The 25362-nt window shown below is 73.1% G+C and carries 23 protein-coding genes; 7 read left to right on the top strand and 16 right to left on the bottom strand.

All coding sequences use genetic code 11. The annotated features are described in order from the left end of the window. Positions 1 to 138 precede the first annotated feature (138 nt). The 6 genes from ACZ5HG_RS07280 to ileS form a co-directional block, all read right to left on the bottom strand. Entirely contained in the window at positions 139 to 801 is a 663-nt protein-coding gene (locus ACZ5HG_RS07280; protein ID WP_464181426.1) for a TetR/AcrR family transcriptional regulator, read from the bottom strand. 59 nt (positions 802 to 860) lie between these two features. After that, complete coding sequence (dhaM, locus tag ACZ5HG_RS07275) at positions 861 to 1598, bottom strand: dihydroxyacetone kinase phosphoryl donor subunit DhaM (RefSeq protein ID WP_464181425.1); 738 nt, start codon at positions 1596 to 1598, stop codon at positions 861 to 863. After that, positions 1595 to 2242 carry a dihydroxyacetone kinase subunit DhaL gene (dhaL, locus tag ACZ5HG_RS07270; protein WP_464181424.1) on the bottom strand — a complete coding sequence of 216 codons (648 nt, stop codon included), beginning with the start codon at positions 2240 to 2242 and terminating at the stop codon, positions 1595 to 1597. The genes dhaM and dhaL overlap by 4 nt, the downstream gene beginning before the upstream one ends. A gap of 70 nt (positions 2243 to 2312) precedes the next feature. Continuing rightward, complete coding sequence (gene dhaK, locus ACZ5HG_RS07265) at positions 2313 to 3308, bottom strand: dihydroxyacetone kinase subunit DhaK (RefSeq protein ID WP_464181422.1); 996 nt, start codon at positions 3306 to 3308, stop codon at positions 2313 to 2315. A 177-nt stretch (positions 3309 to 3485) separates the two neighbouring features. Then, complete coding sequence (locus ACZ5HG_RS07260) at positions 3486 to 4874, bottom strand: bifunctional folylpolyglutamate synthase/dihydrofolate synthase (protein ID WP_464181421.1); 1389 nt, start codon at positions 4872 to 4874, stop codon at positions 3486 to 3488. Then, positions 4871 to 8191 (bottom strand): isoleucine--tRNA ligase, encoded by a 3321-nt coding sequence (ileS, locus tag ACZ5HG_RS07255; protein WP_464181420.1) that lies wholly within the window; start codon positions 8189 to 8191, stop codon positions 4871 to 4873. The genes ACZ5HG_RS07260 and ileS overlap by 4 nt, the downstream gene beginning before the upstream one ends. A 459-nt stretch (positions 8192 to 8650) precedes the next feature. Between ileS and ACZ5HG_RS07250 the strand changes: the two genes are divergently transcribed. From ACZ5HG_RS07250 to ACZ5HG_RS07235, 4 genes are all read left to right on the top strand, one after another. Next, positions 8651 to 8956, top strand: coding sequence for a hypothetical protein (locus ACZ5HG_RS07250; RefSeq protein ID WP_464181418.1), 306 nt, complete (start codon positions 8651 to 8653; stop codon positions 8954 to 8956). Beyond that, complete coding sequence (locus ACZ5HG_RS07245; RefSeq protein ID WP_464181416.1) at positions 8953 to 10218, top strand: hypothetical protein; 1266 nt, start codon at positions 8953 to 8955, stop codon at positions 10216 to 10218. The genes ACZ5HG_RS07250 and ACZ5HG_RS07245 overlap by 4 nt, the downstream gene beginning before the upstream one ends. Beyond that, complete coding sequence (locus ACZ5HG_RS07240; protein ID WP_464181415.1) at positions 10215 to 10814, top strand: hypothetical protein; 600 nt, start codon at positions 10215 to 10217, stop codon at positions 10812 to 10814. The genes ACZ5HG_RS07245 and ACZ5HG_RS07240 overlap by 4 nt, the downstream gene beginning before the upstream one ends. A gap of 85 nt (positions 10815 to 10899) precedes the next feature. Beyond that, positions 10900 to 11460, top strand: a complete 561-nt coding sequence (locus ACZ5HG_RS07235) for a hypothetical protein (protein WP_464181414.1) — start codon at positions 10900 to 10902, stop codon at positions 11458 to 11460. A 10-nt stretch (positions 11461 to 11470) separates the two neighbouring features. Here the strand turns inward: ACZ5HG_RS07235 and ACZ5HG_RS07230 are convergent, their stop codons facing one another. Next, entirely contained in the window at positions 11471 to 11977 is a 507-nt protein-coding gene (locus tag ACZ5HG_RS07230; protein WP_464181413.1) for a phosphoribosyltransferase, read from the bottom strand. A 199-nt stretch (positions 11978 to 12176) separates the two neighbouring features. Between ACZ5HG_RS07230 and ACZ5HG_RS07225 the strand changes: the two genes are divergently transcribed. The 3 genes from ACZ5HG_RS07225 (at position 12177) to ACZ5HG_RS07215 (ending at position 15756) form a co-directional block, all read left to right on the top strand. Next, entirely contained in the window at positions 12177 to 12887 is a 711-nt protein-coding gene (locus tag ACZ5HG_RS07225; protein WP_464181411.1) for a hypothetical protein, read from the top strand. A gap of 80 nt (positions 12888 to 12967) precedes the next feature. Continuing rightward, a complete protein-coding gene (locus tag ACZ5HG_RS07220; protein WP_464181410.1) occupies positions 12968 to 15112 on the top strand; it encodes a sensor histidine kinase in 2145 nt (714 codons plus the stop codon). Further along, positions 15109 to 15756, top strand: a complete 648-nt coding sequence (locus ACZ5HG_RS07215; protein WP_464181409.1) for a response regulator — start codon at positions 15109 to 15111, stop codon at positions 15754 to 15756. The genes ACZ5HG_RS07220 and ACZ5HG_RS07215 overlap by 4 nt, the downstream gene beginning before the upstream one ends. Positions 15757 to 15808: 52 nt before the next feature. Here the strand turns inward: ACZ5HG_RS07215 and ACZ5HG_RS07210 are convergent, their stop codons facing one another. The 9 genes from ACZ5HG_RS07210 to ACZ5HG_RS07170 form a co-directional block, all read right to left on the bottom strand. Beyond that, complete coding sequence (locus tag ACZ5HG_RS07210) at positions 15809 to 16564, bottom strand: SDR family NAD(P)-dependent oxidoreductase (RefSeq protein ID WP_464181408.1); 756 nt, start codon at positions 16562 to 16564, stop codon at positions 15809 to 15811. A 150-nt stretch (positions 16565 to 16714) separates the two neighbouring features. Then, entirely contained in the window at positions 16715 to 18037 is a 1323-nt protein-coding gene (locus ACZ5HG_RS07205; protein WP_464181406.1) for an aminotransferase class III-fold pyridoxal phosphate-dependent enzyme, read from the bottom strand. 108 nt (positions 18038 to 18145) lie between these two features. After that, positions 18146 to 19309: an ABC transporter substrate-binding protein gene (locus ACZ5HG_RS07200; protein WP_464181405.1), complete on the bottom strand. Its 1164-nt coding sequence runs from the start codon at positions 19307 to 19309 to the stop codon at positions 18146 to 18148. A gap of 81 nt (positions 19310 to 19390) precedes the next feature. Then, positions 19391 to 20161 (bottom strand): ABC transporter permease, encoded by a 771-nt coding sequence (locus ACZ5HG_RS07195; RefSeq protein ID WP_464181403.1) that lies wholly within the window; start codon positions 20159 to 20161, stop codon positions 19391 to 19393. Beyond that, positions 20158 to 20988, bottom strand: coding sequence for an ABC transporter ATP-binding protein (locus tag ACZ5HG_RS07190; RefSeq protein WP_464181401.1), 831 nt, complete (start codon positions 20986 to 20988; stop codon positions 20158 to 20160). Before ACZ5HG_RS07190 ends, ACZ5HG_RS07195 begins: the two co-directional genes overlap by 4 nt. Then, complete coding sequence (locus tag ACZ5HG_RS07185) at positions 20985 to 21893, bottom strand: ABC transporter permease (protein ID WP_464181399.1); 909 nt, start codon at positions 21891 to 21893, stop codon at positions 20985 to 20987. Before ACZ5HG_RS07185 ends, ACZ5HG_RS07190 begins: the two co-directional genes overlap by 4 nt. Continuing rightward, the gene (locus tag ACZ5HG_RS07180) at positions 21890 to 22921 is read right to left on the bottom strand and encodes a TIGR03842 family LLM class F420-dependent oxidoreductase (RefSeq protein WP_464181398.1); all 1032 of its coding nucleotides are present in this window, start codon (positions 22919 to 22921) and stop codon (positions 21890 to 21892) included. Before ACZ5HG_RS07180 ends, ACZ5HG_RS07185 begins: the two co-directional genes overlap by 4 nt. 34 nt (positions 22922 to 22955) lie before the next feature. After that, entirely contained in the window at positions 22956 to 24389 is a 1434-nt protein-coding gene (gene hydA / locus ACZ5HG_RS07175) for a dihydropyrimidinase (protein WP_464181396.1), read from the bottom strand. Between the two features lie 32 nt (positions 24390 to 24421). Continuing rightward, on the bottom strand, positions 24422 to 25270 hold the full coding sequence (locus ACZ5HG_RS07170) for a nitrilase-related carbon-nitrogen hydrolase (protein ID WP_464181395.1): 849 nt from the start codon (positions 25268 to 25270) through the stop codon (positions 24422 to 24424). Between the last annotated feature and the right edge of the window lie 92 nt (positions 25271 to 25362).

Here is a 25362-nt window from a genome sequence, read left to right as displayed (position 1 = left end):
ACCTCGTCCGTTCTGGTCGGTGGGTGGCCGGCAGCGGTCCCGCGGCAGGGCACGACGGACCGGCCGGGGGCCGTCGTCGGCGCGCAGGAGGGTGCGGCCCGCGGGGGCGGGTCGTGAAGTGTGCGGGTCAGGGTGGGTTCAGGTGGCGGGGACCGGGGCGCCGAGGAGCAGCGCGCGCAGGTCGGTGACGATGCTCGGCAGGTGGTCGCCGACCTCGCCCTCGTGCCCCCGCACGCCCCATCTCTCGAAGGTGGCGTGCGAGAGCACCATCATGAGCGCGCCGACGACGTGCACCAGCGCGTCGTCGGTCGCCGTGCCGTCGGCGGTGGCCTGCAGCCGGCGCCGGGCCAGGCCGGCGACCGCCTCGTGCTGGTTGTGGATCAGGACGTAGGCGCGCACCAGCAGGTCCGGGTGCTGCTTGGCGAGCTCGAAGGCGCGGGCCATCCGGTCCGGGCCCAGCGGCGGGTGCTCCAGGATGCTGCGCACGAGCACCTGGAGATCGGCGAGCAGGTCACCGGTGGGACCGCCCGCCGCGAACACCTCGGACGCGTCGGGATCCAGGGACCACTGCCCCAGGCCGAGCACCGCGTCGTCCTTGGTCTCGAAGTAGTTGAAGAACGTGCGCACGGAGATGCCGACCTCGGCGCAGATCGCCTCGACCGTCACGTTCTCCAGGCCGTGCTCGGCGGCCAGTCGGTGGGTGGCGTCGACGAGGGCCTCGCGGCGTGCGCGCTTCTTGCGCTCGCGCAGCCCCGAGGGCTCGGGCCCACGCAGCCCGACGGTCTCCTCGACTTCTTGCATGACATGCATTCTTGCACGCCCTGCAATGTTCTGTCCCACGGGATCGGCTGCGATCCCGCTCACACCTCGCCGAAGCCCTCCTCGACCGCGGCGACGAAGGCGTCCACGGCGACCCGCGCCTGCGGACCGGTGGCGGAGACCGTCAGCTCCCGGCCCTGGGTGGCGCCGAGCTTCATCAGCTCCAGCACGCTCGCGGCGTTCACGCCGTCCACCTGCACCTGCGCGTCGAAGCCGGCCATCGAGCGCGCCAGCACCGCCGCCGGGCGGGCGTGCAGGCCGAGCGGGTTGCGCACCACGACGTGCGCGGTGAGCACGGCCGGATCGGCGGCCTCGGCCTCCGGCGGGGCCGTGGCCGCCGGCGCGTCCGTGATCGCCGGGCCGCCGGTCGCCGCGCCCGCGCCGAAGGTGGTCCCGGCGCGCACCGCCGCCGCGAGCACCGCGTCCAGGTCCCCGCCGCCGGCCGCCTCCACCGAGGCCGCCACCGCCGCCTCGACCAGCGGCGCGTCCGGCACCCGCACCCGCGCGGCGACGTCCTCGTCGAGGAACTCCACCACCGACTCCGCGGTGAGCACCGCCGAGCCCAGGTCGGTCAGCACCACCACCGAGCGCCCGTCGCCGGCCGCCTCGGTGATCGCCTGCTCGACCAGGTCGAAGGAGGTGCCGAGCCCGCCGGACCCGTCGCCGCCGGCCGCGATCATCAGCACGCCCGGCGCCATCTGGCCGGCGAGCTCGCGCACGCCCTCGGCGAGGCCGTGCGAGTGCGAGACGAGCACCAGGGCGACGGGCGCGGTGGTCATGCCTGCTCCGCCGCCGTGCTCGCCGCCGCGTCCAGGATCAGCGCGGTCGAGGTCGCCCCCGGGTCCTGGTGGCCCGCGGAGCGCTCGCCCAGGTAGGACGCGCGGCCCTTGGTGGCGATCAGGGGGGTGGTGGCGACCGCACCGGCCTGCGCCGCCTCGGCCGCCGCCGCGAGCACCGCCGCCGGGGAGGCCCCGTGGTCGGCGGCGGCCACCGCGGCCTCCACCGCCGGGGTCCACGCGTCGACCATGGTCTTCTCCCCCGGCGCCGCCTTGCCGCGCGCGACGATGCCCTCCAGGCCGGCCTCCAGCATCGCGACCACCGCGGCGCTGTCGAGCTCCGGGCTGGCGGTCACCTTGGCGGCCCGCAGGTAGGCGGTGCCGTACAGCGGGCCCGCCGCGCCGCCGACCGTCGACATGAGCGTGGTCGCGACCAGCTTGAGCACCGCGCCGACGTCGGCGGGCTGCTCCTCCAGCGCGTCCAGCTTGGCGACGACGGCGGTGAAGCCACGGGTGAGGTTCTCGCCGTGGTCGCCGTCGCCGATCTGCCGGTCGAGCTCGATCAGCTCCTCGCGTCGCTCGGCCACCGCCTGCGCGGTCCGTCGCGTCCAGGCCAGCGCCCAGCCGGTCCCCAGGGATCCCGCCATGCTCCGTTCCCACCTCCACGTCGTTCGGTCGGGGGCCGGGCCGACCCCGGCGTGATCGACCCGTCGGCTGCTACCAGTGCAGCGCGGCGGTGCGGACGGGCGCGTCCCAGAGCGCCGTCAGCTCGTCGTCCAGCCGGAGAACAGTGACCGAGGCTCCCTGCATCTCCAGTGATGTCACGTAGTTGCCCACCAGCGAGCGGGTCACCTGCACTCCGCGCGCCTCGAGCAGCGTGCGCGCCTGACGATAGACGACGTAGAGCTCCGAGGCGGGCGTGCCACCCATGCCGTTGACGAACAGCAGCACCTGCTCGCCCGAGGTGAGGCCCAGGTCGTCGGCCACCGGCGTGAGCAGCATCTCGGTGATCTCGTCGGCGGGGGCGGCCTTGATCCGGCGCCGGCCGGGCTCGCCGTGGATGCCGATGCCGATCTCGATCTCGTCGTCCGGCAGGTCGAAGGACGGCTTGCCGGCGTGCGGCACGGTGCAGGCGGTCAGCGCCACCCCCATCGAGCGGACGTTGGCGATCACCTTCTCGGCCACCGCGACCACGCCGTCCAGGTCGTCCCCGCGCGCGGCGGCGGCCCCGGCGATCTTCTCCACCGCGACCGTGCCCGCGACGCCGCGCCGGCCGGCGGTGTAGAGCGAGTCCTCGACGGCCACGTCGTCGTTGACGATCACGGAGCGCACGGTGACGCCCTCGGCGTCCGCGAGCTCGGCGGCGGTCTCGAAGTTGAGCACGTCGCCGGTGTAGTTCTTCACGATCGCCAGCACGCCGGCACCGCCGTCGGCGGCCTGGAGCGCGGGGGCGATCTGGTCCGGGGTCGGCGAGGTGAACATGGCGCCCGGGACGGCGGCGTCGAGCATGCCCTCCCCGACGAAGCCGGCGTGCAGGGGCTCGTGCCCGCTGCCGCCGCCGGAGACGAGGCCGACCTTGCCGCTGACCGCTCCGCCGACGCGGGCGACGAACAGCGGGTCGGTGTGGACGGTGACGATGTCGGCGTGGGCGAGACCGAAGCCCTCGACGGACTCGGCGACGACGTGCTGCGGGTCGTTGATGAGCTTCTTCACGGCGGCGTTCCCTCTTCCCGGCGGTCGACCACGGCCTCGTTGCCGCGACACCGCCCACCCTCGCCGCAGGTCAGCCGGACGTCAAGGGGACGACGTGCGGCGCGGGTGCACGTTGGTGCACACCGCGCCGCTCGTCTAGCTGCACCGGCCCGCGCCGGGGCAGGACCGGTTCCGTCGTCAGGGGCGGCCGAACAGGATCCGCGCCTCGGCGACCAGCACGATCGAGCCGGTCACCACCACCGCAGCACCGCGCTCCACCTCGGCCTCCGCCAGGTCCGCCGCGAGCGTCACGGCGTCGTCCAGGCGCTCGCGCACGTGCACCCGGTCCTCGCCGAAGACGTCCACCGCGATCTCCGCGAGCTCGTCGACCTCCATCGACCGGTCGGAGGACGCCCGGGTGACCACGATCTCGGCCACCGTCGGCTCCAGGCCCGCGAGGATGTTCTCCGCGTCCTTGTCGGCCATCACGCCGACCACCGCCACGATCCGCTGGAAGGCGAAGGCCTCCTCCAGCGCCGCGGTGAGCGCCTCGATCCCGGCGGGGTTGTGCGCTCCGTCCACGATCACCGTCGGGCTGGACCGCACCAGCTCCAGGCGTCCGGGCGAGTCGACGTCCGCGAACGCGGCCTCGACCACGGCACCGGACAGCGCGCCGCCGCCGGCCATCATCGCCTCCACGGACGCGAGCGCCAGCAGCGCGTTGTGCGCCTGGTGCTCGCCGTGCAGCGGCAGGAACACGTCGGTGTAGACGCCGCCGGTGCCGCGCAGGGTGAGCAGCTGGCCGCCGACGGCGACCTGCCGCTCCACCACGTCGATCTCGACGCCCTCGCGCACCACCCGTGCACCGCGCTCGGCTGCGGCGTGCAGGATCACGCCCTCGGCGTCCTCGTCCTGCCGGGCCAGCACCAGCGTGGCGCCGTCCTTGACGATCCCGGACTTCTCCCCGGCGATCTCCACCAGCGTGTGCCCGAGGAAGCGCTCGTGGTCGTGGGCGACCGGCGTGATCACCGCGACCTCGCCGTCGGCGACGTTGGTGGCGTCCCAGCGCCCGCCGAGGCCGACCTCGATCACCGCGACGTCCACCGGTGCGTCCGCGAAGGCCGCGAAGGCCATCACCGTGAACACCTCGAAGAACGACAGCCGGGGGCGGCCCTCGGCCTGCTCGCGGGCGTCGACCATGTGCACGTAGGGCGCGACGTCCTGCCAGACCTCGACGAAGCGCTCGTCGCTGATCGGCTCGCCGTCGATCGCGATCCGCTCGGTGACCCGGGTCAGGTGCGGGCTGGTGAACCGGCCGGTGCGCAGGCCGTGCTCGCGCAGCAGCCGCTCGACCATCCGCGAGGTGGAGGTCTTGCCGTTGGTGCCGGTCAGGTGCACCACCCGGTAGGCCTTCTGCGGGTCGCCGAGCAGCTCGCAGACGCCCTGCACGCGCGCCAGGGTCGGGTCGATGTCGTGCTCCGGGGCACGCTCGAGGATCCCGGCGTAGACCTCGTCCGCCGCCTGCCGGGCCGCGCGGGCGACCTCGTCCTTCAGGTGGTCGGCACCACCCTTCTTGCGGGCGCTCATCGCGCGATCCTCTCCACGACGACCTCCAGGGCCGGGCCGGTCTCGACCGTGATCTCGGTGGCCAGGGTCTCCCCCGCGATCAGGTCCTGGTGCGTGCGCACCGCCGCCTGGTCGGCCTCCGGCACCCGCAGCGTGAGGCGGATCCGGTCGCTGACGTCGAGGTCGGCGGCCTTGCGGGCGTCCTGCACGGCACGGACCACGTCACGGGCGTAGCCCTCGGCGCGCAGTGCGTCGTCCAGCGCGAGGTCCAGCACCACGAACCCGCCCGAGGGCAGCACCGCGGCGGCCAGGGTGTCGCCCTCGCCCTCGGCCAGGTCGATCGTGGTGGCGAGCTCGTACTCGGTCTCGAGCATCGGCACGTCGCCCTCGTCGGTGCGGACCACCACGGTCCCCTCCGCGTCGGTGGACCACTCGCCGGCCTTGGCCGCGCGGATCACCGCCTGCACGCCCCGGCCGAGGCGCGGGCCGGCGGCGCGGGCGTTCACCGCGAGGGTGCTGCGGACCGAGACCCCGCCCTGGGCGGCGTCGGCCACCGAGGTCGTGGTGGCCTCCTTGACGTTGAGCTCCGCCGCGATCAGCGCGACGAAGGGCGCCAGCGCGTCGGGGTCCGGCACGGCGATCCGCAGGCTGCGCAGCGGCTGGCGCACCCGCAGGCTGTTCGCCTTGCGCAGGCCGAGCGCCGCCGACACCGCCTCACGGACGCCGTCCACCGCGGCGACCAGGTCGTCGTCCGCGGGCAGCGCCACGTCGTCCGGAGACCCCGCGTCCAGCACCGGCCAGTCGGTCAGGTGCACCGAGCGGTCACCGGTCAGGCCGCGCCAGACCTCCTCGCTGAGCAGCGGGGCCAGCGGGGCCATCACCCGGGTCAGCGTCTCCAGCGCGGTCCACAGCGTGTCGAAGGCCGCCTGGTCCTCGTCCCAGAACCGCTGGCGCTGGGTGCGGACGTACCAGTTGGTCAGCAGGTCCAGGTGCACGCGCACCGTCTCGCAGGCGCCCGGCACGTCGTAGGCGTCCAGCTGCGCGGTGACGTCCTCGACCAGCTTGCGGGTCCGGGCCAGCACGTAGCGGTCCATGGTCGCCAGCGGGGTGTCCGCGGTCACCCGACGGCCCGTGATCCCGGCGCCGCCGTTGCCCGCGTTGGCGTAGAGCGCGAAGAAGTACCAGGTGCTCCACAGCGGCAGCAGCACCTGGCGCACCTCGGAGCGGATGCCCTCCTCGGTGACGACCAGGTTGCCGCCGCGCAGGATCGGCGAGGCCATCAGGAACCAGCGCATCGCGTCCGAGCCGTCACGGTCGAAGACCTCGTTGACGTCCGGGTAGTTGCGCAGCGACTTGCTCATCTTGCGGCCGTCCGAGCCCAGCACGATCCCGTGGGACACGCTGGTGCGGAACGCCGGCCGGTCGAACAGCGCCGTCGCCAGCACGTGCAGCAGGTAGAACCAGCCCCGGGTCTGCCCGATGTACTCGGTGATGAAGTCGCCCGGGTAGTGGTTCTCGAACCAGTCGGTGTTCTCGAACGGGTAGTGCACCTGCGCGTAGGGCATCGACCCGGAGTCGAACCACACGTCCAGCACGTCCGGGATGCGGCGCATCGTGCTCGCACCGGTCGGGTCGTCCGGGTTGGGGCGGGTCAGGTCGTCGATGAACGGCCGGTGCAGATCGGGCTCGCCGGCGTCGTTCAGCGGCAGGCGGCCGAAGTCGGCCTCCAGCTCCGCGAAGGAGCCGTACACGTCGATCCGCGGGTACGCCGGGTCGTCGCTCACCCACACCGGGATCGGCGTGCCCCAGTAGCGGTTGCGGGACACCGACCAGTCACGGGCACCGGCCAGCCAGTTGCCGAACTGCCCGTCCTTGATGTGCTCCGGCACCCAGGAGATGTCCTGGTTGAGCTCCACCATGCGGTCGCGGAACGCCGTCACGCGCACGAACCAGGACGACACCGCCTTGTAGATCAGCGGCTTGCGGCAGCGCCAGCAGTGCGGGTACGAGTGCACGTAGGACGCCTGGCGCAGCAGCCGGCCGTCCGCGCGCAGCCGCTGGGTGATCGGCTTGTTCGCCTCGAACACCTGCTGGCCCTCGAAGTCCGGCACCAGCGACGTGAAGCGGCCGCCCTCGTCCACGCTCAGCACCGTCGGGATGCCGGCCTTCTCGCAGGTCTCCTGGTCGACCTCGCCGTAGGCGGGCGCCTGGTGGACCACACCGGTGCCGTCCTCGGTGGTCACGTAGTCCGCGAGCAGGATCTGGAAGCCGTGCTCGGCCATGCCGGGCTGGTCCGCCAGGAAGTCGAACAGGGGCGCGTAGCGGACGCCTTCCAGGTCGGAGCCGACGACCTCGCGGCTGACCGCGGCCAGCGCGTCCTCCGCCGAGGCGTAGCCCAGGTCCTTCGCGTAAGCCTTCACCAGGTCCTGCGCCATCAGGAAGGTGGTCGCCGAGGCGCTGGTGCCCTCCGGGCCGGCCGGCAGCACCGCGTAGGCCACCTCGGGCCCGACCGCCAGCGCCGAGTTGGTCGGCAGCGTCCACGGCGTCGTCGTCCACGCCAGCGCCGCCACCCCGTCCAGCCCCAGCGCGGCCGCGCGCTCGCCCGTGAGCGGGAAGGTCACGGTGACGGTCTGGTCCTGGACGTCCTTGTAGACGTCGTCGTCCATCTTCAGCTCATGGTTCGACAGCGGCGTCTCGTCGTTCCAGCAGTACGGCAGCACCCGGTAGCCCTCGTAGGCCCAGCCCTTGTCGTACAGCTGCTTGAACGCCCAGATCACCGACTCCATGAACGTCGGGTCCAGCGTCTTGTAGTCGTGATCGAAGTCCACCCAGCGCGCCTGCCGGGTGACGTAGACCTGCCACTCGTCGGTGTAGCGCAGCACCGAGGACCGGCACGCCTCGTTGAACGCCTTGATGCCCATCTCGTCGATTTGGGACTTGTCCGTGATGCCGAGGATCCGCTCCGCCTCGAGCTCCGCCGGCAGACCGTGCGTGTCCCAGCCGAACCGCCGCTCCACCCGGCGCCCGCGCTGCGTCTGGTACCGGCCCACGATGTCCTTCGCGTACCCGGTCAGCAGGTGCCCGTAGTGCGGCAGGCCGTTCGCGAACGGCGGGCCGTCGTAGAACACGAACTCGTTCGCGCCGTCCTCGCCGGCCGGGCGGGCGTCGATCGACGCCTGGAACGTGCCGTCGTGCTCCCAGTAGGCCAGGACGTCCTTCTCCAGGCCGGGCAGGTCCGGGGAGGCGGGCAGGCCGAAGGACGCGCCGGGGGCCGGGGCGGCGGCGGGCGCGGCGGGGGTGGTCGCGGCGGGGGTGGTGCGGTGCAGCGGATAGGCCATGGCGGATGGCGCTCCTGTGGTCGGCGCCCTGCCGTGCTGCGGCGCGGGCGCGTGCGGTGGTGGTGTGCCCGGGGACGACCTGACGCCGGATCGCTCCGGCACCGGACCGCGGTACCACCCCGCTTGCCGCCGTGCGTCCCGTGGCCCCGGCCGGGGTCGAGGAGCGCGCTGCGACCGCTCGTGAGGGCTGTGACGGGCCTACCCGTCCGGTTCTACTGGGCTCCGCTCTGGCGGGGGCGGGGCCGTTCTTCCGGAGGCTCCCCGGTGATGGCCGGATCGGTGCCTGTGGGGGTCAGTGTAGACGCGAGGACGGCCCAGGGCAGGACAGGCGCGGATCCCGGGGGGGGGCGAGGGCACCACTGGATTCGTCGATCGCCCGCGTCGACCTGTGCCAGGGTCGAGGTGACGCGCACCCGCCCGGGTGCAGCCGCCGCGTCACGACCGCAGAGGAGCACGCCCGTGCCCACCCTCGCCGTGACCTACGACGACCTCGACACCGCCGCCCGGATCGTGGCCGAGCCGTGCGCGCTGGACCGTGCGCTCGATGCCATGCCCTCCTGGACCGCCGACCGCACCCCGACGATCGCGCCCCACCTCGCCGCCGCGACGGACGACTGGCGACGCCACGCCCGCCGTCTGGACGAGCTCGCCGAGCACGCGCACGACGCCCTGCGTGCCACCGGCGCCTCTCTGCGCGCCGTGGACGCAGACGTCGAGGCCCGGATGACCGCGCTCGCCCGCCGCCGGGTCCCGGTCCCGCGATGAGCCGCACCCTCACCTACCCCGCCGACGCGCCCGCCGACGTCCGGGCCGCCGCCGACACGTTCCGCGCCGCCGCCACCGCGACCGACGAGCGCCGTCACACGTTCTCCCGTGCGTCCGCCCTGCTCGACACCTGGCAGGGACCGTCCGCACGGGCCGCCGGGCGATGGTTCGACCGGCACACGACCACGATCGCGTCCGACGTCGACGGGCTCGTGCAGATCGCCGCGGCCCTGGACTCCTACGCGGTCGCGCTCGACACCGCGCGGGCGACGGTCGATGCCGCGCGCGCCGAGGACGCCGCGCTCGCGACCGCACGGACGGCGCTCCTGTCGGTGCTGCCGACCGTTCGACCAGGGGCGTTCTGCCTGCCGACCGGCGTGGTCTCCCGCGCGCGTGCACTCCGATCCGCGGCCGCCGCGGGGAGCACCGCACACGACGAGGCGGCGACCGCGCAGCAGGGGCTCGCGCGGGCCGCGGAGGCGGTGATCGACGCGTTTCGCGCTCACGCGCCTGTGGGCGAGGGGACGACACGGACCCCGCATCCGTACACCCCGGGTTCGGAGAGCCCGCACGGCACGGCGTACGAGTACCCCGGGCTGGGGCCGATGAGTGCGCCTGGGTGCTACGCCGTTGTCGAACCCGCGTGGCCACCGATCGATGCCGGTGCGGGTGCGTACGCCTCGCGGGAGCCAGGATGGAGCGACGCTCTCACCTACGGCATCGTCGATGCTGCGGCGACCGCCATGGCGGCGCGGTGGCCGGACGCATCGCGCAACCTGCGTCACTACCTCGGCGGCAGCGGTCGGTCGTTGGAGCAGGACGTGGACCGCATGCTCATGGACGATCCGTCGTTCGCCGCCCGTGTCGCGGCGCAACGCACCGACCTCATCGGTGCGGCGGTCGCCGCTGCACGCACGCAGGGAGCTTCGGGGCCGGTGACCTTCCCGGTGGCCTCTGGCTGGACCGGCCACGATCTCCAGGACAGGAACTGGTACCTGGCCTCGGGCGCGACCTCCTACGCGCTGACGGGCCAGGTCACCGTCGCACCGCCGACAACACCCGACGGCGCCTGGACCTACGAGATGTCGACCACGGTGTCGACCTACGACCGGTACAACTGGGACCCGGGCAAGAGCACAAACATCGACGGGATCGACGTCACCGACCAACAGATGGCGAGCCTTCACACCGCGGGGCTCGCCCAGGAGTACGACCTGCACGGCACCTCGACGGCGGAGACGAGCAGCGGGAGCGCCCGATGACACGAACCCGATGGCGCTGGGCCGCAGCAGCGATCGGTGCTGTCGTCCTGCTCGGTCTCGGCGGCCTGACGGTGCACCTGCGACACGGGGACGACGTGCTCTTCCCCTGGGTGCATGCGCCCACCACCATCGGGATGGGCACCGGGCAGACGATCGCGCGACACGTCCGCCCGGTCGCCGACGATCGAGCCGTCGCCACGGCGCGAGAGCGACTGGCCGCGCTCGAGATGACCCTGCCTGCCTCTGTCCATGACGTCGGGGTCGAGGACATCGACTACGAGGTGCTCTCCGGTGCGCCGTACGAGGCCGTGACGATCATCCGGTTCACCGTCGGTGCGGACGAGTTCGACGCGTTCGCCTCCACGCCGCCGCTGTCCGGCGTCGGCCCAGCCGTGGTTCTGGACGACAGCGAGCCCGAGTGCTTCGCTCCGAACCTGCTCGACATCGTCGAGAAGCAGCTTCCTCCAGGATGTCTGCGCACCCGAGTGCAGATCGACCGCCCCGACGGGACCTGGACGGACGTCGAGGTCCGCGCGGTCTCCTCGGCGGCAGATGTCGAGGTGACGGTTCTGCTCATCACACCGCCGACCCGGTGAACGCACCTCCGAGCAGGCACGAGCACGCTATTCCCCTCGCGCGCGAGGAGGCTGGGGTCTCGTACGCACCACCTGCACGCTCGCTGTGCTCGTTGGCCTCGCGCTGCTCGTGCTGGTGCTGGTCCCCGATCTGCTGCTCCGCCCCCGCTGGACGCACGAGCCGAACGCGACCGCAGCCGGCACGGGCGCCGAGATCGCGCGCACCACCACCAGCACACCGCCCGCACAGGCCCGGGGGGATGCCGATCGTCGGCTCGCAGCCGTCGGGATCGCGCTCCCGGAGTCCGCGGAAGATCTCGCCGTCGACGGCGTGGCCTACGAACCCCAGCCGGGGCGGCCGTACGAGGACATGGCGATCGTGCGCTTTCGCGTCGACTCGACCGACCTCGACGCGATCGTCGCCGCCGCGCCGTTCAGCACGACGCTCCCGCCGCATCCCTCCGCGCACGGCGGATGCGTGACCGCGGACCAGACGGACATGCTCGGCGCACCGCTGACCGAGGCGTGCGTACAGGTCAGCGCCCAGGTGGTGCTCGATCTCCCACCCGGAACGAGTTGCTCGGACGTCGCCTGGCTGCACCTGATCGCGACCACCGACCCGGAGCCTGCGGTCACCGTCCTGCTCGACCGCCCACCCGTCCGGTGAGCGACCACGGTCACGCGGTGACCGGCGGCTCCGCCGACCAGGGGAACGTGATCCACTGCGCCGTGCGCTTCCACACGAAGTCCGGGTTCACGATCGAGTGCGGCTTGGCGTAGAGGACGGCGGTGCGGGCCTCCTCGCAGTGCTCGGCGACGATGCGCTGCACCAGGGCCAGGGTCTCGCCGGTGTCGGCGACGTCGTCCACCACCAGCGCGCGGCGGCCGACGAGGGCGGCGGTGTCGAGCAGCGGGGGCAGCAGCACGGGGTCCGGCAGGCGGGTGTCGATGCCGGTGTAGAACTCGACGTTGAGGGTGCCGCAAGCCTTGAGGCCGAGCGCGTAGGACAGAGCCCCCGCGGGGAGCAGACCACCGCGGGCGACCGCGACGACGACGTCGGGCTCGAAGCCGGAGGCGACGACCGCGCGGGCCAGGTCGCGGGAGGCCTCGCCGAACTGGTCCCAGCCGAGGATCTCGCGCTCGTCGGGCATCTGCTGGCCGGGCGCGGCCTCCGCTGTCGTCATGCGCTCAGGGTAGACGGCGCAGATGTCCGGCGGGTCACGACATCGGTCCCGGGTGAAGCGCCCTGCGAGGTGGCAGGGCGGGTGTCCCGGGCGGATCGCCCGAGGATCCGGGACGGGCGCCCTTCTGCCCGGGACGCCGACCGGCCGAGGGTCGGTGCCGACGGGGGCGGTCGGCGCCCCTCACGGTGAGGAGCACGAGATGACCACGCAGGACACACCCCTGGAGCACCGCGCACGGACCGGCGTCGGTGCCGCAGCAGGGGGCGGCACCGGCGTCGCCCGGGGGCCGCGCGGGTGGGCGGTCGCGGGTGTCGCCGCCGGGATCACCGGGCTGGTCTCGATCCAGTCGTCGATGGGGCTGTCGGCGGACTGGGAGACGACGGCCGGGGACGCGGACGCGATCGTGGCGGGGATGGCGGGCAAGCTCGGCACGCAGCTGGTGTTCCACACGGCGACGGTGCTGACGACGCTGCTGCTGGTGGTGTTCGCCGCCGGGCTCGCACGACGGCTGGCGCAGCAGGGGCCGGCGGGGAGCCTGCTGCCGTCGGTGGCCTCCGGCGGTCTGCTGCTGGTGGCCGTGGCGGGGCTGCTGGGCAGCGGGCTGGACACGCAGTTCCTGTTCGCCTTCGCCGAGACCGACAAGCTGGTGCCGGAGTCCGGGGCGTTCTACACGGACTGGGTGGCCACGATCCCGTGGCTGTGGGTCGGCGCGGGCCTGACCGGCGTGGCGGTGGCGGTGGCGGCGCTGCGGCACGGGGCGGCGCCGCGGTGGATCGGCTGGGTGAGCGCGGTGCTGGGCGGGCTGACGCTGGTCGCCGGGATCTCGCCGTTGCAGTACATGGCCGGGTTCACCGGTCCGCTGTGGCTGCTGGTGGTGGCGCTGGGCTTCACGCTCGGCGGTCGGCGCTGAGCACGTCGATCCCGGGGCGATCTGTCCCGGTATGCCCCGACCCCTCCCGTTCTGTGGTGGATTGCCCCTACGGTGGCGCCATGGCACGGGAGGGGGCCGTCGCGCGTCCGGGATCCGTCGCGCCCGGCGCCGGGGACCGTCCGCGCTCCCCCGGGCTGCCCCGCACGGCCACCGTGATCGCGCTGACCGCCTGGCTGCTCGCCGGCACCGCCGCCGTGCTGCACGTGGCCGCCGCGACCGCCGGCCCGCACGCGATGACGGCGGGCGATCTGCTGTTCACGGCGGTCGACGTGGCGGTGGCGGCCGTCTACGGGACGGTCGGCGCGGTGATCCTGTCGCGGAGGCGGCACCCGGTCGGCTGGCTGGTGGCGGGCACCGGGATCGCGGGCGGGGTGTCGGCGGTCGGCGGGGCGTGGGGCGCGCTGCTGCTGGCCCGGCCGGGGCTGCCCGCGCTCGATCCCCTCGTCGGCGCGTTCGGCTGGGTGTGGGTGCCGGGTACGGTGGCGCTGTTCACGATCGTGCCGTGGCTGGCGCGGGACCGGGCGCTCGGACCGGTGGCCCGGGCGGGGGTGCTGCTCGGCGCGGCGGTGACGGTCTGGTTGACGGGGACCCGGCTGCTGGCACCGATGGCGGATGCGCGGGCGCCGATCGCGGCGGTGGTGGTGGCCGGGATCGTGACGGCAGGGGCGACGTGGTGGCGGTCGCGGCGCGGGCCGGTGGACGAGCGGCGCGGTCTCGGGGTGCTGGCGGGCGCGACGGCGGTGATGGCGCTGTCGTTCGTGCCGCTGGTGCTCACCGATCCCGGCCCCGCCCTGTTCCTGCTGGTGCCGATCAGCCACCTGGTCTGCCAGGCGCTGTTCCCGGCGGCGCTGCTGGTCAGCGTGCTGCGCAACCGGCTGTGGGGGCTGGACCTGGTGGTGAGCCGGGCGACGGTGGCCGCGCTGGCGACGCTGGTGCTGGCCGCGGGGTACGCGGGGGTCGCCGCCGGGGTGTCGCTGCTGGTGGGCGGATCGGGGTGGGCGCAGGTCGCGGCGGCGGTGGGCGTCGTGCTGGCGATGCAGCCGGTGCGGACCTGGCTGGGCGGACGGGTGCACCGGCTGGTGTACGGCGAGATCGACCCGGCCGGTGCGGCGCTGCGGGTCGGGCGCACGCTGGCCGACGGTGCCGGGTCGACCACCGATCCGGACGACCTGCTGGACGACCTGGCGGCGGCGGTCGGCCGGTCGCTGCGGCTGGAGTCGGTCACCCTGCGGATGGTCGACGTCGAGACTGCATCCGCGCGGGAGAGGGCGGGTCCTGCAGTCGCGGCGGGTGGCGCGGGGACGTGGGGCGTGGCGACCTCCCCGGCGCTGCACGTGGCGGTGCCGCGGGGCGATCGGGTGATCGGGGACCTGGCCGTGACCGCCCCGCCGGGCGAGCGGCTGGACGCGCGCACCCGCGACGGCCTGGACCAGGTGCTGCCGGTGGTCGCCGCCGGTCTGGCGCTCGCGGCGGGCGCCCGCGACCTGGCCGACGCCCGCGACGCCGCCCTGCGCGCCCGGCTCGCGGAGCGCCGGGTGGTGCGGCGCGAGCTGCACGACGGCCTCGGTCCCTGGCTGAGCGGGGTGCGGCTGGGGATCCAGGGGGCGATCAACCGGCTGGACGACGACCCGGCGGGCGCCCGCGCGGTGCTGGAGGCGCTGCACGCCGAGGCCGGCCGGCGTGCGGAGGACGTGCGGGACCTCGCGCGGAGCCTGCTGCCCCCGGTGCTGGACGAGCAGGGGCTCGACGCCGCGCTGGACGACCTGGTGCGACGGCTGTCGGCCGAGGGGTTCACGGTGCGGCGGTCCGGCGACGACCCGGGCGACCTGGACCCCGCCGTCGCGGCGGCCGCGTACGGGGTGCTGAGCGAGGCGGCGCGCAACGCCTGGCGGCACTCGGGGGCCGCGGGCTGCCGGCTGGTCCTGCGCCGCACGGCCACCACCCTCGAGGTGCTGTGCGAGGACCGGGGTCGCGGCCCGGAGGGGACGGTCGGCGTGGGCACGCGGGCGATGCGCGAGCGGGTGGAGGAGATCGGCGGGGTGTTCCGGATCGGGCCCGCGGACCCCGCCGCCGCCGATGCCCCCGGCACGCGGGTGCACGCCGTCCTGCCGCTGCGCCCGGTGCTGACCGCGGCCGACCCGCGCGCGGCCGCCCCGCGCCCCGTCGCGCGCGGCACCGACGCCGGACGGGCGGCCGCCCGATGATCCGCGTGCTGCTGGTCGACGACCACCCGGTGTTCCGGATCGGCATGGCTGCGCTGCTGGGCTCCCTGCCGGGGATCGCCGTGACCGCCGAGGCGGACTCCGCCGCGACCGCGCGCGAGCTGCTCGCCGGGGACGGGCCGGAGGTGGTGGTGATGGACCTCGACCTCGGTGACGGCTCCGGCATCGACCTGACCCGTGAGGTGCTGGTGGCCTGGCCGGGGGTCGCGGTGCTGGTGATGAGCATGCACGAGGACGACGACGCGGTGCTCGCGGCGGTGCGGGCGGGTGCGCGCGGGTATCTGGTGAAGTCGGCGCCGCCGGAGCAGGTGGAACGGGCGGTGCGGGCCGTCGCGGCCGGCGAGATGATCCTCGGTCCGACCGTCGCCGAGCGGGCGATGGCCTACGTGCTCGGCGGGCGCACGGCGGTGCGGGTGCCGTTCCCCCGGCTGACCGACCGCGAGCGCGAGGTGCTCGACCTGGTGGCCGGCGGGCACGACAACCTGGTGATCGCCCGGCGGCTGGGGCTGTCTGCGAAGACGGTGCGGAACCACGTGGCGAACGTGCTGACGAAGATCGAGGTGCCGGACCGCGCGGCGGCGGTGGTGCGGGCACGGGCGGAGGGGCTCGGCGGCGCGAGCGCCTGAGAACACCCCCGCCGCCGAGCCCGACGCCCGCCCGACCGGCCCTCCGGCCGCGTCAGACGTCCCGCGCGACCTGCGTGTTGCTGACCTGCGCGCGCGGCCGCACGACGAGGGTGTCGATGTTGACGTGGTGCGGGCGGGTGAGCGCGAAGGCGATCACGTCGGCGATGTCGTCGGCGACCAGCGGCTGGTAGCCGGCGTAGACCTTGGCGGCGCGCTCGGCGTCTCCGGCGAAGCGCACCAGGCTGAACTCCTCGGTGGCGACGTTGCCGGGGGCGATGTCGATGACGCGGACCGGCTGGCCGATCAGCTCGAGGCGGAGCGTGGTGGTGAGCATGCGCTCGGCGTGCTTGACGCCGGTGTAGCCGGCCCCGCCCTCGTAGGGGGCGATCGAGGCGGTGGAGGTGACGACCAGCACGTCGCCCCGGCCGCTGGCGACGAGCAGCGGCAGCAGGGCCTTGGTCACCTGCAGGGTGCCTAGCACGTTGAGCTCGTACATCCGGCGCCAGCCGTCGACGTCGGCGTCGGCCACCCGGTCCAGGCCGAGGGCGCCGCCGGCGTTGTTGACCAGGCTGGTGACGCCGCCGGTGGCCTCCAGGTGCGCGGCGAGGCGGACGACGTCCTCGGCGGAGGTCACGTCCATCGGGAAGGCCTCGGCGCCGGTCTCCTCCGCGAGCGCGGCCAGGCGGTCGGCGCGGCGGGCCACGGCGACGACGTCCCAGCCCTCGGCGCGCAGCCGTCGGACGGTGGCGGCGCCGATGCCGGAGGAGGCGCCGGTGACGACGGCGCGGGGTGCGGGCGTGCTGGACATGCGGGTGGTCCTCCTGGAAGGCGAGCGGATGGGTCCGACTGTACGGCCGGGCGGGGTGCCGGCGACGAGGTCGGTGGTTCGTGCGCGTTCATCGGGTGCAGAACCACCGACCTCGTGCAGAACCCCCGACCTCGCGGGAGTTCGAGAGGGCTAGAGCGTCTGGTCCAGCTCGGTCAGGACCTCGTCGTAGGCCGCGAGGGCGGTCGCGACCTGGGGGTCCGTGATGATCAACGGCGGCACCACGTGGATGCGGTTGTCCTGGACGAAGGGGAGGATGCCGCGGTCGATCAGGCCGGACTTGAGGGCGCCCATCGCGGCGGCGGGCACGGGCTCGCGGGTGGCACGGTCGGTGACGAGCTCCAGCGCCCAGAACGCGCCGGTGCCGCGCACCTCCCCCACGCTCGGGTGCGCGTCGGCGAGCGCGGCCAGCCCGGGGGCGAGCAGGTCGGTGCCGACCCGGGCGGCGTTCTCCACGATCCCCTCGGTCTCCATCGCCTCGATGGTGGCGACGATCGCGGCCATCGCCAGCGGGTGCCCGGAGTAGGTCAGTCCGCCGGGGAACACCCGGTCGTCGAAGGTGGCGGCCACGGCGTCGGAGATCAGCACGCCGCCGGCCGGCACGTAGCCGGAGTTCACGCCCTTGGCGAAGGTGATCAGGTCGGGCACCACGTCGTGCTGGTCGAGGGCGAACCAGGATCCGGTGCGCCCGAAGCCGGCCATCACCTCGTCGAGGATCAGCAGGATCCCGTGCTTGTCGGCCAGGGCACGCACGCCGGCGAGGTAGCCGGGCGGCGGGATCAGGATGCCGCCGGTGCCGACGACGGTCTCCACCAGGATCGCGGCGATCGAGGTGGCGCCCTCGGAGACGATCACCCGCTCCAGGTGGTGCAGGGCGCGCTCGCACTCCTGCTCCGGGGTGCCCGCCCAGAACTCGGAGCGGTACAGGTAGGGGCCGAAGAAGTGCACGTGCCCGCGGGCGTACTCGTTGGGCACCCGGCGCCAGTCGCCGGTGGCGACCACGGCGGAGCCGGTGTTGCCGTGGTACGAGCGGTAGAACGACAGGATCTTGTCCCGGCCGGTGGCGATCCGCGCCATCCGGATCGCGTTCTCGTTGGCGTCGGCGCCCGCGTTGGTGAAGAAGACCTTGGAGAAGCCCGCGGGGGCGTGCCGGACGATCGCCTCGGCGGCCCGGCCGCGCGGCAGCACGGCGTGCTGGGGGGCGATCGTCGCCAGGGTGGCGGCCTGCTCGGTGATCGCGGCGACCACGGCGGGGTGCTGGTGGCCCACGTTGGTGTTGACGAGCTGGCTGCTGAAGTCCAGCAGGGTGCGCCCGTCGGCGAGCTCGACCTCGCAGCCGGCGGCGGAGCGCACCACCATCGGGGTGAGCGCGGCCTGCGCCGACCAGGAGTGGAAGACGTGGGCGCGGTCGAGGTCGTAGGCGAGCTGCCCGTCGGCGTCGAGCGGAGCGGTCATGGAGGTGCCTTTCCTGGCAGGGCTGTGCCCATCGAAAGCGTGCCGAACGGGGTGGATCAGCCCCCGGGCCGGCGGCTGACCTGCGCCACCGGCCCGGGGACGCGTCGATCAGTTGCCGCCGGGCTGGAGCTCGACGTCGATGGGCGTGAAGTCCGCCCCGACGACGTCCAGACCCTCCGCGGTCAGCTCGTCCAGCGCCTGCTGCACGTACTCGTTGCTGTACGCGGTGGCCGGCGGCTCGGAGGTGATGATCGTGGCGCCGGTCTCGTTGGAGGTCTTGAGCGCCATGTCGACGGTGGCGTCCCAGGCGGACTCGTCGATGATGCCGATGCCGCCGGAGGTGGACGGCCAGATGAGCTTGTTGACCTCGTTGGTCATCCACAGCTGGTGGCTGGTGCCGAGGGTGGAGCCGGCGGCGGTGACGATGCTCGCCGCCTCCTCCGGGTTGTCCCGGGCGTAGAGCCAGCCCTTGATCGACGCCTTGATGAACTTGACCGTGGTCTCGGCGTAGTCCGGGTCGTCGGCCAGACGGCCCGCGTCCGCCCAGATCGCGTCCTGGAGCATGGCGGTGCCCTCGTCGTTCCAGTCGATGACGTTGAAGTCCTCGGGCTGGTAGAGCTCGCCGGTGTCCGGGTTCTCGGTCTCGAGCAGCTGGGCGTACTCGTTGTAGGTCATCGCCTGCGCGGCGTCGATGTCCCCGGCCAGGAACGCGTTCATGTCGAAGGCCTGCGACACGATCGAGTAGTCGGTGACGCCCGCCTTGTTCAGACCGGCGAACAGCTCCCACTCGTTGCCGTAGCCCCAGGAGCCGATCGTCTTGCCGGCGAGGTCCTCGGGGCCCTCGATCCCGGAGTCGGCGAAGGACACCTGGAGGGTGGCCGAGCGCTCGAAGATCTGCGCGACGTCGGTGATGTTCGCACCCTGCTCGATCGAGCCGAGCACCTTGGGCACCCAGGCGATGGCGTAGTCGACCTCGCCGTTGGCCAGCGCGTCCTGCGGCACGATGTCGCCGCCGCTGGGGATGATCTCGACGTCGAGGCCCTCGTCCTCGTAGAAGCCCTGGTCCACGGCCGCGTAGTAGCCGGAGAACTGGGCCTGCGTCAGCCACTGGAGCTGCAGCTTGACCGGCGTGAGGTCCCCGGAGGCCGAGGTCTCCTCGGAGCCGCCGGCGGTCGCCTCGTCGTCGCTGCTGCCGGAGCATCCGGTGAGCACGAGCGCCGCCGCGACGGCGAGGGTGCCGAACCGGGCCGCGACCCGCTTGCTGTTCCTCATGTCATCCCCTTTCCCTGCATCGATCACTGGTGGGTGGAACCTGCACCTGACGGCCCTGGCAGGTGGACGTGCACACCGCCCCTAGGAGCGGTGCATCCCCCTGCTCCCCCGCCGTTCGACGGCGAGGGTGATCCCGTAGAACAGCAGCCCGACGATCACGCCGCCGAGCACGTACGCCCAGGCGCGGGCGTAGTTGGAGCCCGCCGCGGCGGTGGTGATGAACGAGCCGATCCCGCTGCGCGGCCCGCCGAAGTACTCGGCGACGATCGCGGAGATCACCGCCAGCGAGGACGCCAGCCGCAGGCCGGTGAACACGAAGGGGAGAGCGGTCGGGATCGTCACCACCCGCACCGCCTGCCGGGGGGTCGCGGCGTAGGCCCGCATGAGGTCGCGGTGCACCGGGCGGACCTGGCGCAGGCCGCGCAGGGTGTTGACGAACACCGGCACCGCCACCGCGACGGCCACCACGATCTGCCGGCCGGTCTCCACCGAGGCGCCGTACATCGTGTAGAGCACCGGCGCGAGCGCCACGATCGGCACCACCGCCAGGCCCGCCACCACCGGGTTGAGCAGCGCGTCCACGGTCCGCACCGCCGAGGCGAGCACGGCGGCGGCGATGGCGACCACCGCGCCGATCAGCAGGCCGACCAGCGCGTTCGTGCCGGTGACCAGGGCCGCGGAGGCGATCGTCGGGAAGAACTCGCGGAACTCGCCGGCGATGGCCGTCGGGCTGGGCAGCAGGAACGCGGGCACGTCGCCGAGCACCACCACCGCCTGCCACCCGCCGAGCAGCGCGACGAACAGCACCACCGGTGCCAGCCGGTGCGCGATCCGGGTCGCCCGCGGGCTCATCGGGTCTCCACGCCGCGGGTCGGCACGGCCTCGGCCCCGCCGTGCAGCGCCTCGCGCACCGCGGTCACGGCGGCGAAGTAGCCGGCGTCCTCGCGCAGGTCGTCCCCGCGCTCCCCCGACCGGCCGAGGCCGACGTCCACGATCCCGGCGATCCGGCCCGGGCGGGCGGACATCACCACGACGCGGTCGGAGAGGAACACCGCCTCCGGGATCGAGTGCGTGACGAACACGACCGCCGCCTGCGTCTCGGCGCAGATCCGCACCAGCTCGGACTGGAGCCGCTCGCGGGTCATCTCGTCCAGGGCGCCGAAGGGCTCGTCCATCAGCAGCAGGCTCGGCCGCTCCGCGAGCGCCCGGGCGATGGCCACCCGCTGCTGCATGCCGCCGGACAGCTGGTCCGGGAAGTGGTCGGCGAAGTCGGTCAGACCGACCAGCGCCAGCATCTCGTCGGCGCGCTCCCGCCGGCCGGCCCGCCCGACGCCGTGCAGCGCGAGAGGCAGCTCGATGTTGGCGCGCACGGTGCGCCACGGCAGCAGACCCGCCTGCTGGAACGCGATGCCGTAGTCGTGGGCGAGGCGGGCCTGCTCGGCAGAGCGCCCGAAGACGCTGATCGATCCGGAGGTCGGCCGGTCCAGGTCGGCGATCAGCCGGAGCAGCGTCGACTTGCCGCAGCCGGAGGGGCCGATCAGCGAGACGAACTCCCCCGCCGCGATCGTCAGGTCGACGGACTCCAGGGCGGTCACGCTGCGCCCGCCGTCGGCGGGGAACACCCGGCCGACACCCGAGACCTCGACCGCGGCGGCGGCCTCGACGGCGGCGGCGCTCATGCGGCCACCTCCGCCCGGCGGTAGCGGCCCAGGCCGAGGCCCAGCAGCGCGACGGCGCCGGAGGCGATCAGGCCGAGCAGCACGGCACCGAAGATCGGCGCCCACGGCTTGGCGGGATCGCTGCTGGCGAAGTTGGCGAACTCGAGGATCATGCGTCCGATACCTCCGGGCATCCCGGTCGAGACCTCCGCGACCACGACGCCGAGGACGGCGCTGGTCGCCGCGAGGCGCAGTGCGGGCAGCAGGTGCGGCACCGAGGCCGGCAGCCGCAGATGGATCAGCTCTTGCGTCCACGACGCCGCGTAGCCCTGGAACAGCTCGCGGTGCAGGGTGTCCGGCGACTGGAGCCCGCGCAGGGCACCCACCGCCACCGGGAAGAAGGCCAGGTAGGAGGCGATCACGGCGACCGACATCCACGGCTCCCAGGTGAAGCCGAGCTCGAGCTTGGAGCCCCAGCCCTTCACCAGCGGGGCCAGCGCGATCAGCGGCACGGTCTGGCTGAGCACCACCAGCGGCAGCACCGCGGACTCCGCGATCCGGAACCGGCTCATCAGCAGCGCCAGCAGCATGCCGACCACCACGCCGATCACCCAGGACACCGTGGCGATCCGCAGGCTGGTGCCCCCGGCGCGCAGCACGGCCAGCCACAGCGGGTCGGCCCCGGGCTGCGCGGTCAGCGGCTCGCCGAGCCGAGCGATCATCTCCGAGACGTGCGGCATGGCCAGGTCGGTGGTGCGCGGGAGCACCCGCAGCTCGCCGATGCTCCACCCGTCGTCCGGCACGACCGCCTTGACGAGCTCCCACAGCGCGGCGAGCAGCACGAGCGCGGCCAGTCCGAGGGCGACCGGCCGCAACCGCCGGGCGACGCCGCGCGGCGCCTTCACGGGCACGACCACGGCCGTCATGCCGTCGCCACGACCGTCTCGGCCATCGCCGGGATCACCCGCTCGCCGTACATCCGCAGCGTCTCGTCCTTGTTGTCGTGCTGGAGGTAGCCGGCGAACTGCGTGACGCCGAGGTCGCGCAGGGCGTTGAGCTTCTCCACGTGCTCGCGCGGGGAGCCGATCAGGCAGAACCGCTCGACGATCTCGTCCGGCACGAACTGGGTGTGCGAGTTCCCGGCGCGGCCGTGCTCGTTGTAGTCGTAGCCCTCGCGGCCCGCGATGTAGTCGGTCAAGGCCTTCGGGACGGAGGAGCCCTGGCCGTACTTGGCCACGATGTCCGCCACGTGGTTGCCGACCATGCCGCCGAACCAGCGGCACTGCTCGCGCATGTGCGCCCGTGCCGCCGGGGAGTCGCCGTCGCCGACGTACATGGGCGCCGCGACGCAGAACTTGATCGCGTCCGGGTCCCGGCCCACGGCCTCGGCGGCGTCGCGGACGGTGCGGATCATCCAGGACGCGACGTCCGGGTCGGCGCACTGCAGGATGAAGCCGTCGCCGACCTCGCCGGTCAGCTTGAGGGCCAGCGGGCCGTAGGCCGCCACCCACATCTCCAGCTCGGAGCCCTTGGACCACGGGAACTGCACGGTGCGTCCGTTGTGCTCCACCGCCCGGGAGTTCGCCAGCTCGCGGATCACATGGATCGACTCGCGCAGCGTGGCCAGGTTGGACGGCTTGCCGGCCAGGGTGCGCACGGCGGAGTCGCCACGGCCGATGCCGCAGACCGTGCGGTTGCCGTACATCTCGTTCAGGGTCGCGAAGGACGAGGCGAGCACCGTCCAGTCGCGGGTGGCCGGGTTGGTCACCATGGGCCCGACCTTGACCTTGCGGGTCGCGGCGAGGATCTGCGAGAACACCACGAACGGCTCCTGCCACAGCAGGTGCGAGTCGAAGGTCCACACGTAGTCGAAGCCGTGGGTCTCGGCCTGGCGGGCCAGATCGACCACCCGGGACGCGGGCGGGTCGTTCTGCATGACGACGCCGAACTCCATGGGCGCGCCTCCTGTCGTGTCGAGAGGGTGGGGGTCAGATCAGGTACTGGGACAGGCCGCGCTTCACGTACTGCCCGTGGCCGACCCGGCCCAGGAACGCGCCGCCGTCCACGACGACCTCGCCGCGGGACAGGACCGTGTCGACGTGGCCGTCGATCTCGAAGCCCTCCCAGGCGGAGTAGTCCATGTTCATGTGGTGGGTCTTGCCCAGGCCGATCGAGGTGTGGCCGTTCGGGTCGTAGACCACGACGTCGGCGTCGGCACCCGGGGCGAGCACGCCCTTCTTGCCGTACATGCCGAACATCCGGGCCGGGGTGGTGCAGCAGATCTCCACCCAGCGCTCCAGGCTGATCTCGCCGGTGACCACGCCCTGGTAGAGCAGGTCCATCCGGTGCTCGACCGAGCCGATGCCGTTGGGGATCTTGGAGAAGTCGCCGATCCCCATGTCCTTCTGGTCCTTCATGCAGAACGGGCAGTGGTCCGTCGACACCAGCTGGAGGTCGTTGGTCCGCAGGCTGTTCCACATCTGGTGCTGGTGGCCCTCGTGCTTGGAGCGCAGCGGCGTCGAGCACACCCACTTGGCGCCCTCGAACTCGCCCCACTCCTTGCCCTGCGCGCCCAGGTGGTCCTCGAGCGACAGGTACAGGTACTGCGGACAGGTCTCGCCGAAGACGTTCTGGCCCTTGTCACGGGCCAGCGCGATCTGCTCGGCGGCCTGCTTGGCGGACACGTGCACGATGTACAGCGGCGCGCCGGTGAGGTCGGCCAGCATGATCGCGCGGTGGGTGGCCTCCTCCTCCGCCTGCCAGGGGCGTGAGACGCCGTGGTAGTACGGGGTGGTCTCGCCGCGGGCCACGTGCTGCTGCACGAGGGTGTCGATCACCGACCCGTTCTCCGCGTGCATCATGATCATCGCGCCGTTGTCCGACGCCTTCTGCATCGCCCGCAGGATCTGCCCGTCGTCGGACAGGAACACGCCCTTGTAGGCCATGAACAGCTTGAAGGACGTGACGCCCTCCGCGATCAGCTCGTCCATCGCCTGCAGGGACGAGTCCTGCACGTCGGACAGGATCTGGTGGAACGCGTAGTCCACCGCGCAGTTCCCGGCGGCCTTGGCGTGCCACAGGGCGTACTGGTCGATCGGGTTCTCGTGCGGGTACTGCACGACGAAGTCCACGATCGTGGTGGTGCCGCCCCAGGCCGCCGCCGTGGTGCCGGTGGCGAAGGTGTCCGAGGCGAAGGTGCCGCCGAACGGCATCTCCATGTGGGTGTGCGCGTCGATGCCGCCCGGGATCACGTACTTCCCGGTCGCGTCGATCACGCGGTCCACGGTGGCGCTCAGGTCCGCGCCCAGCAGGGTCGACCCCGGCTGGAGCAGGGCCACGATGGTCTCGCCGTCGATCAGCACGTCGGCCGGTCCGCGGCCGGTCGCGTTCACGACGGTGCCGCCGGTGATGAGGGTCTTCATGTGCGGTGCTCCTTCCGGGGTCGACTCAGTGATCAGGGGGCGACGATCGCGCCGTAGGCGTCCGGACGGCGGTCGCGGAAGAACTGCCACCGCTCGCGCGTGGTGCGGATCTGCTCCAGGTCGAGGTCGCGGATCAGCAGCTGGTCCTCGCTGGTGGAGCCGACCTCGCCGACGTAGTTGCCGTCCGGGCCGACCGCGTAGGACGAGCCGTAGAAGTTGACCGCCTCGTCGCCGTACTCGTTGTCCTCGAGGCCCACGCGGTTGTTCGCGATGATGAACATGCCGTTCGCGACCGCGGCCGCCGGCTGCTCGACCTCCCACAGCTTGTTGGAGATGCCGGGGGCGGTCGCGTTCGGGTTGAACACGATCTCGGCGCCGTTCAGCGCGAGCACCCGCCAGCCCTCCGGGAAGTGCCGGTCGTAGCAGATGTTCACGCCGATCTTGCCGACCGCGGTCTCGAACACCGGGTAGCCCAGGTTGCCGGGACGGAAGTAGAACTTCTCCCAGAACTTCGGCAGGTGCGGGATGTGGTGCTTGCGGTACTTGCCCAGCACGGTCCCGTCCGCGTCGATCACGACGGCGGTGTTGTAGAGGACGCCCGGCTGGTCCTCCTCGTAGATCGGCAGCACGACCACGATGCCCAGCTCCTTGGCCAGCGCCGAGAACCGGTCGGTGGTCGGGCCGGGGATCGTCTCGGCGTAGTCGTAGTACTGGGTGTCCTGGGTGATCCCGAAGTACGGGCCGTAGAACAGCTCCTGGAAGCCGATGATCTGGGCACCGGCCGAGGCGGCCTCACGGGTCCAGTCCTCGTGCAGCTTGATCATCGACTCCTTGTCGCCCGTCCAGGTGGCCTGGGTGAACGCGACACGCACGACTGTCATGGGGTTCCTCCGCTGATCGGTGCTCGGCTCGCACGGCGGTCCCCGGTGGCGATGGTCAGCCTGCCCGGGCCTCCTCGCCGTGGAATGTGACT

It is taken from the genome of Cellulomonas sp. GTC20042 (assembly GCF_055389595.1).
The sequence above is the reverse complement of the archived record's forward strand: the minus strand, read 5'-3'. Positions and strand labels throughout refer to the sequence as shown.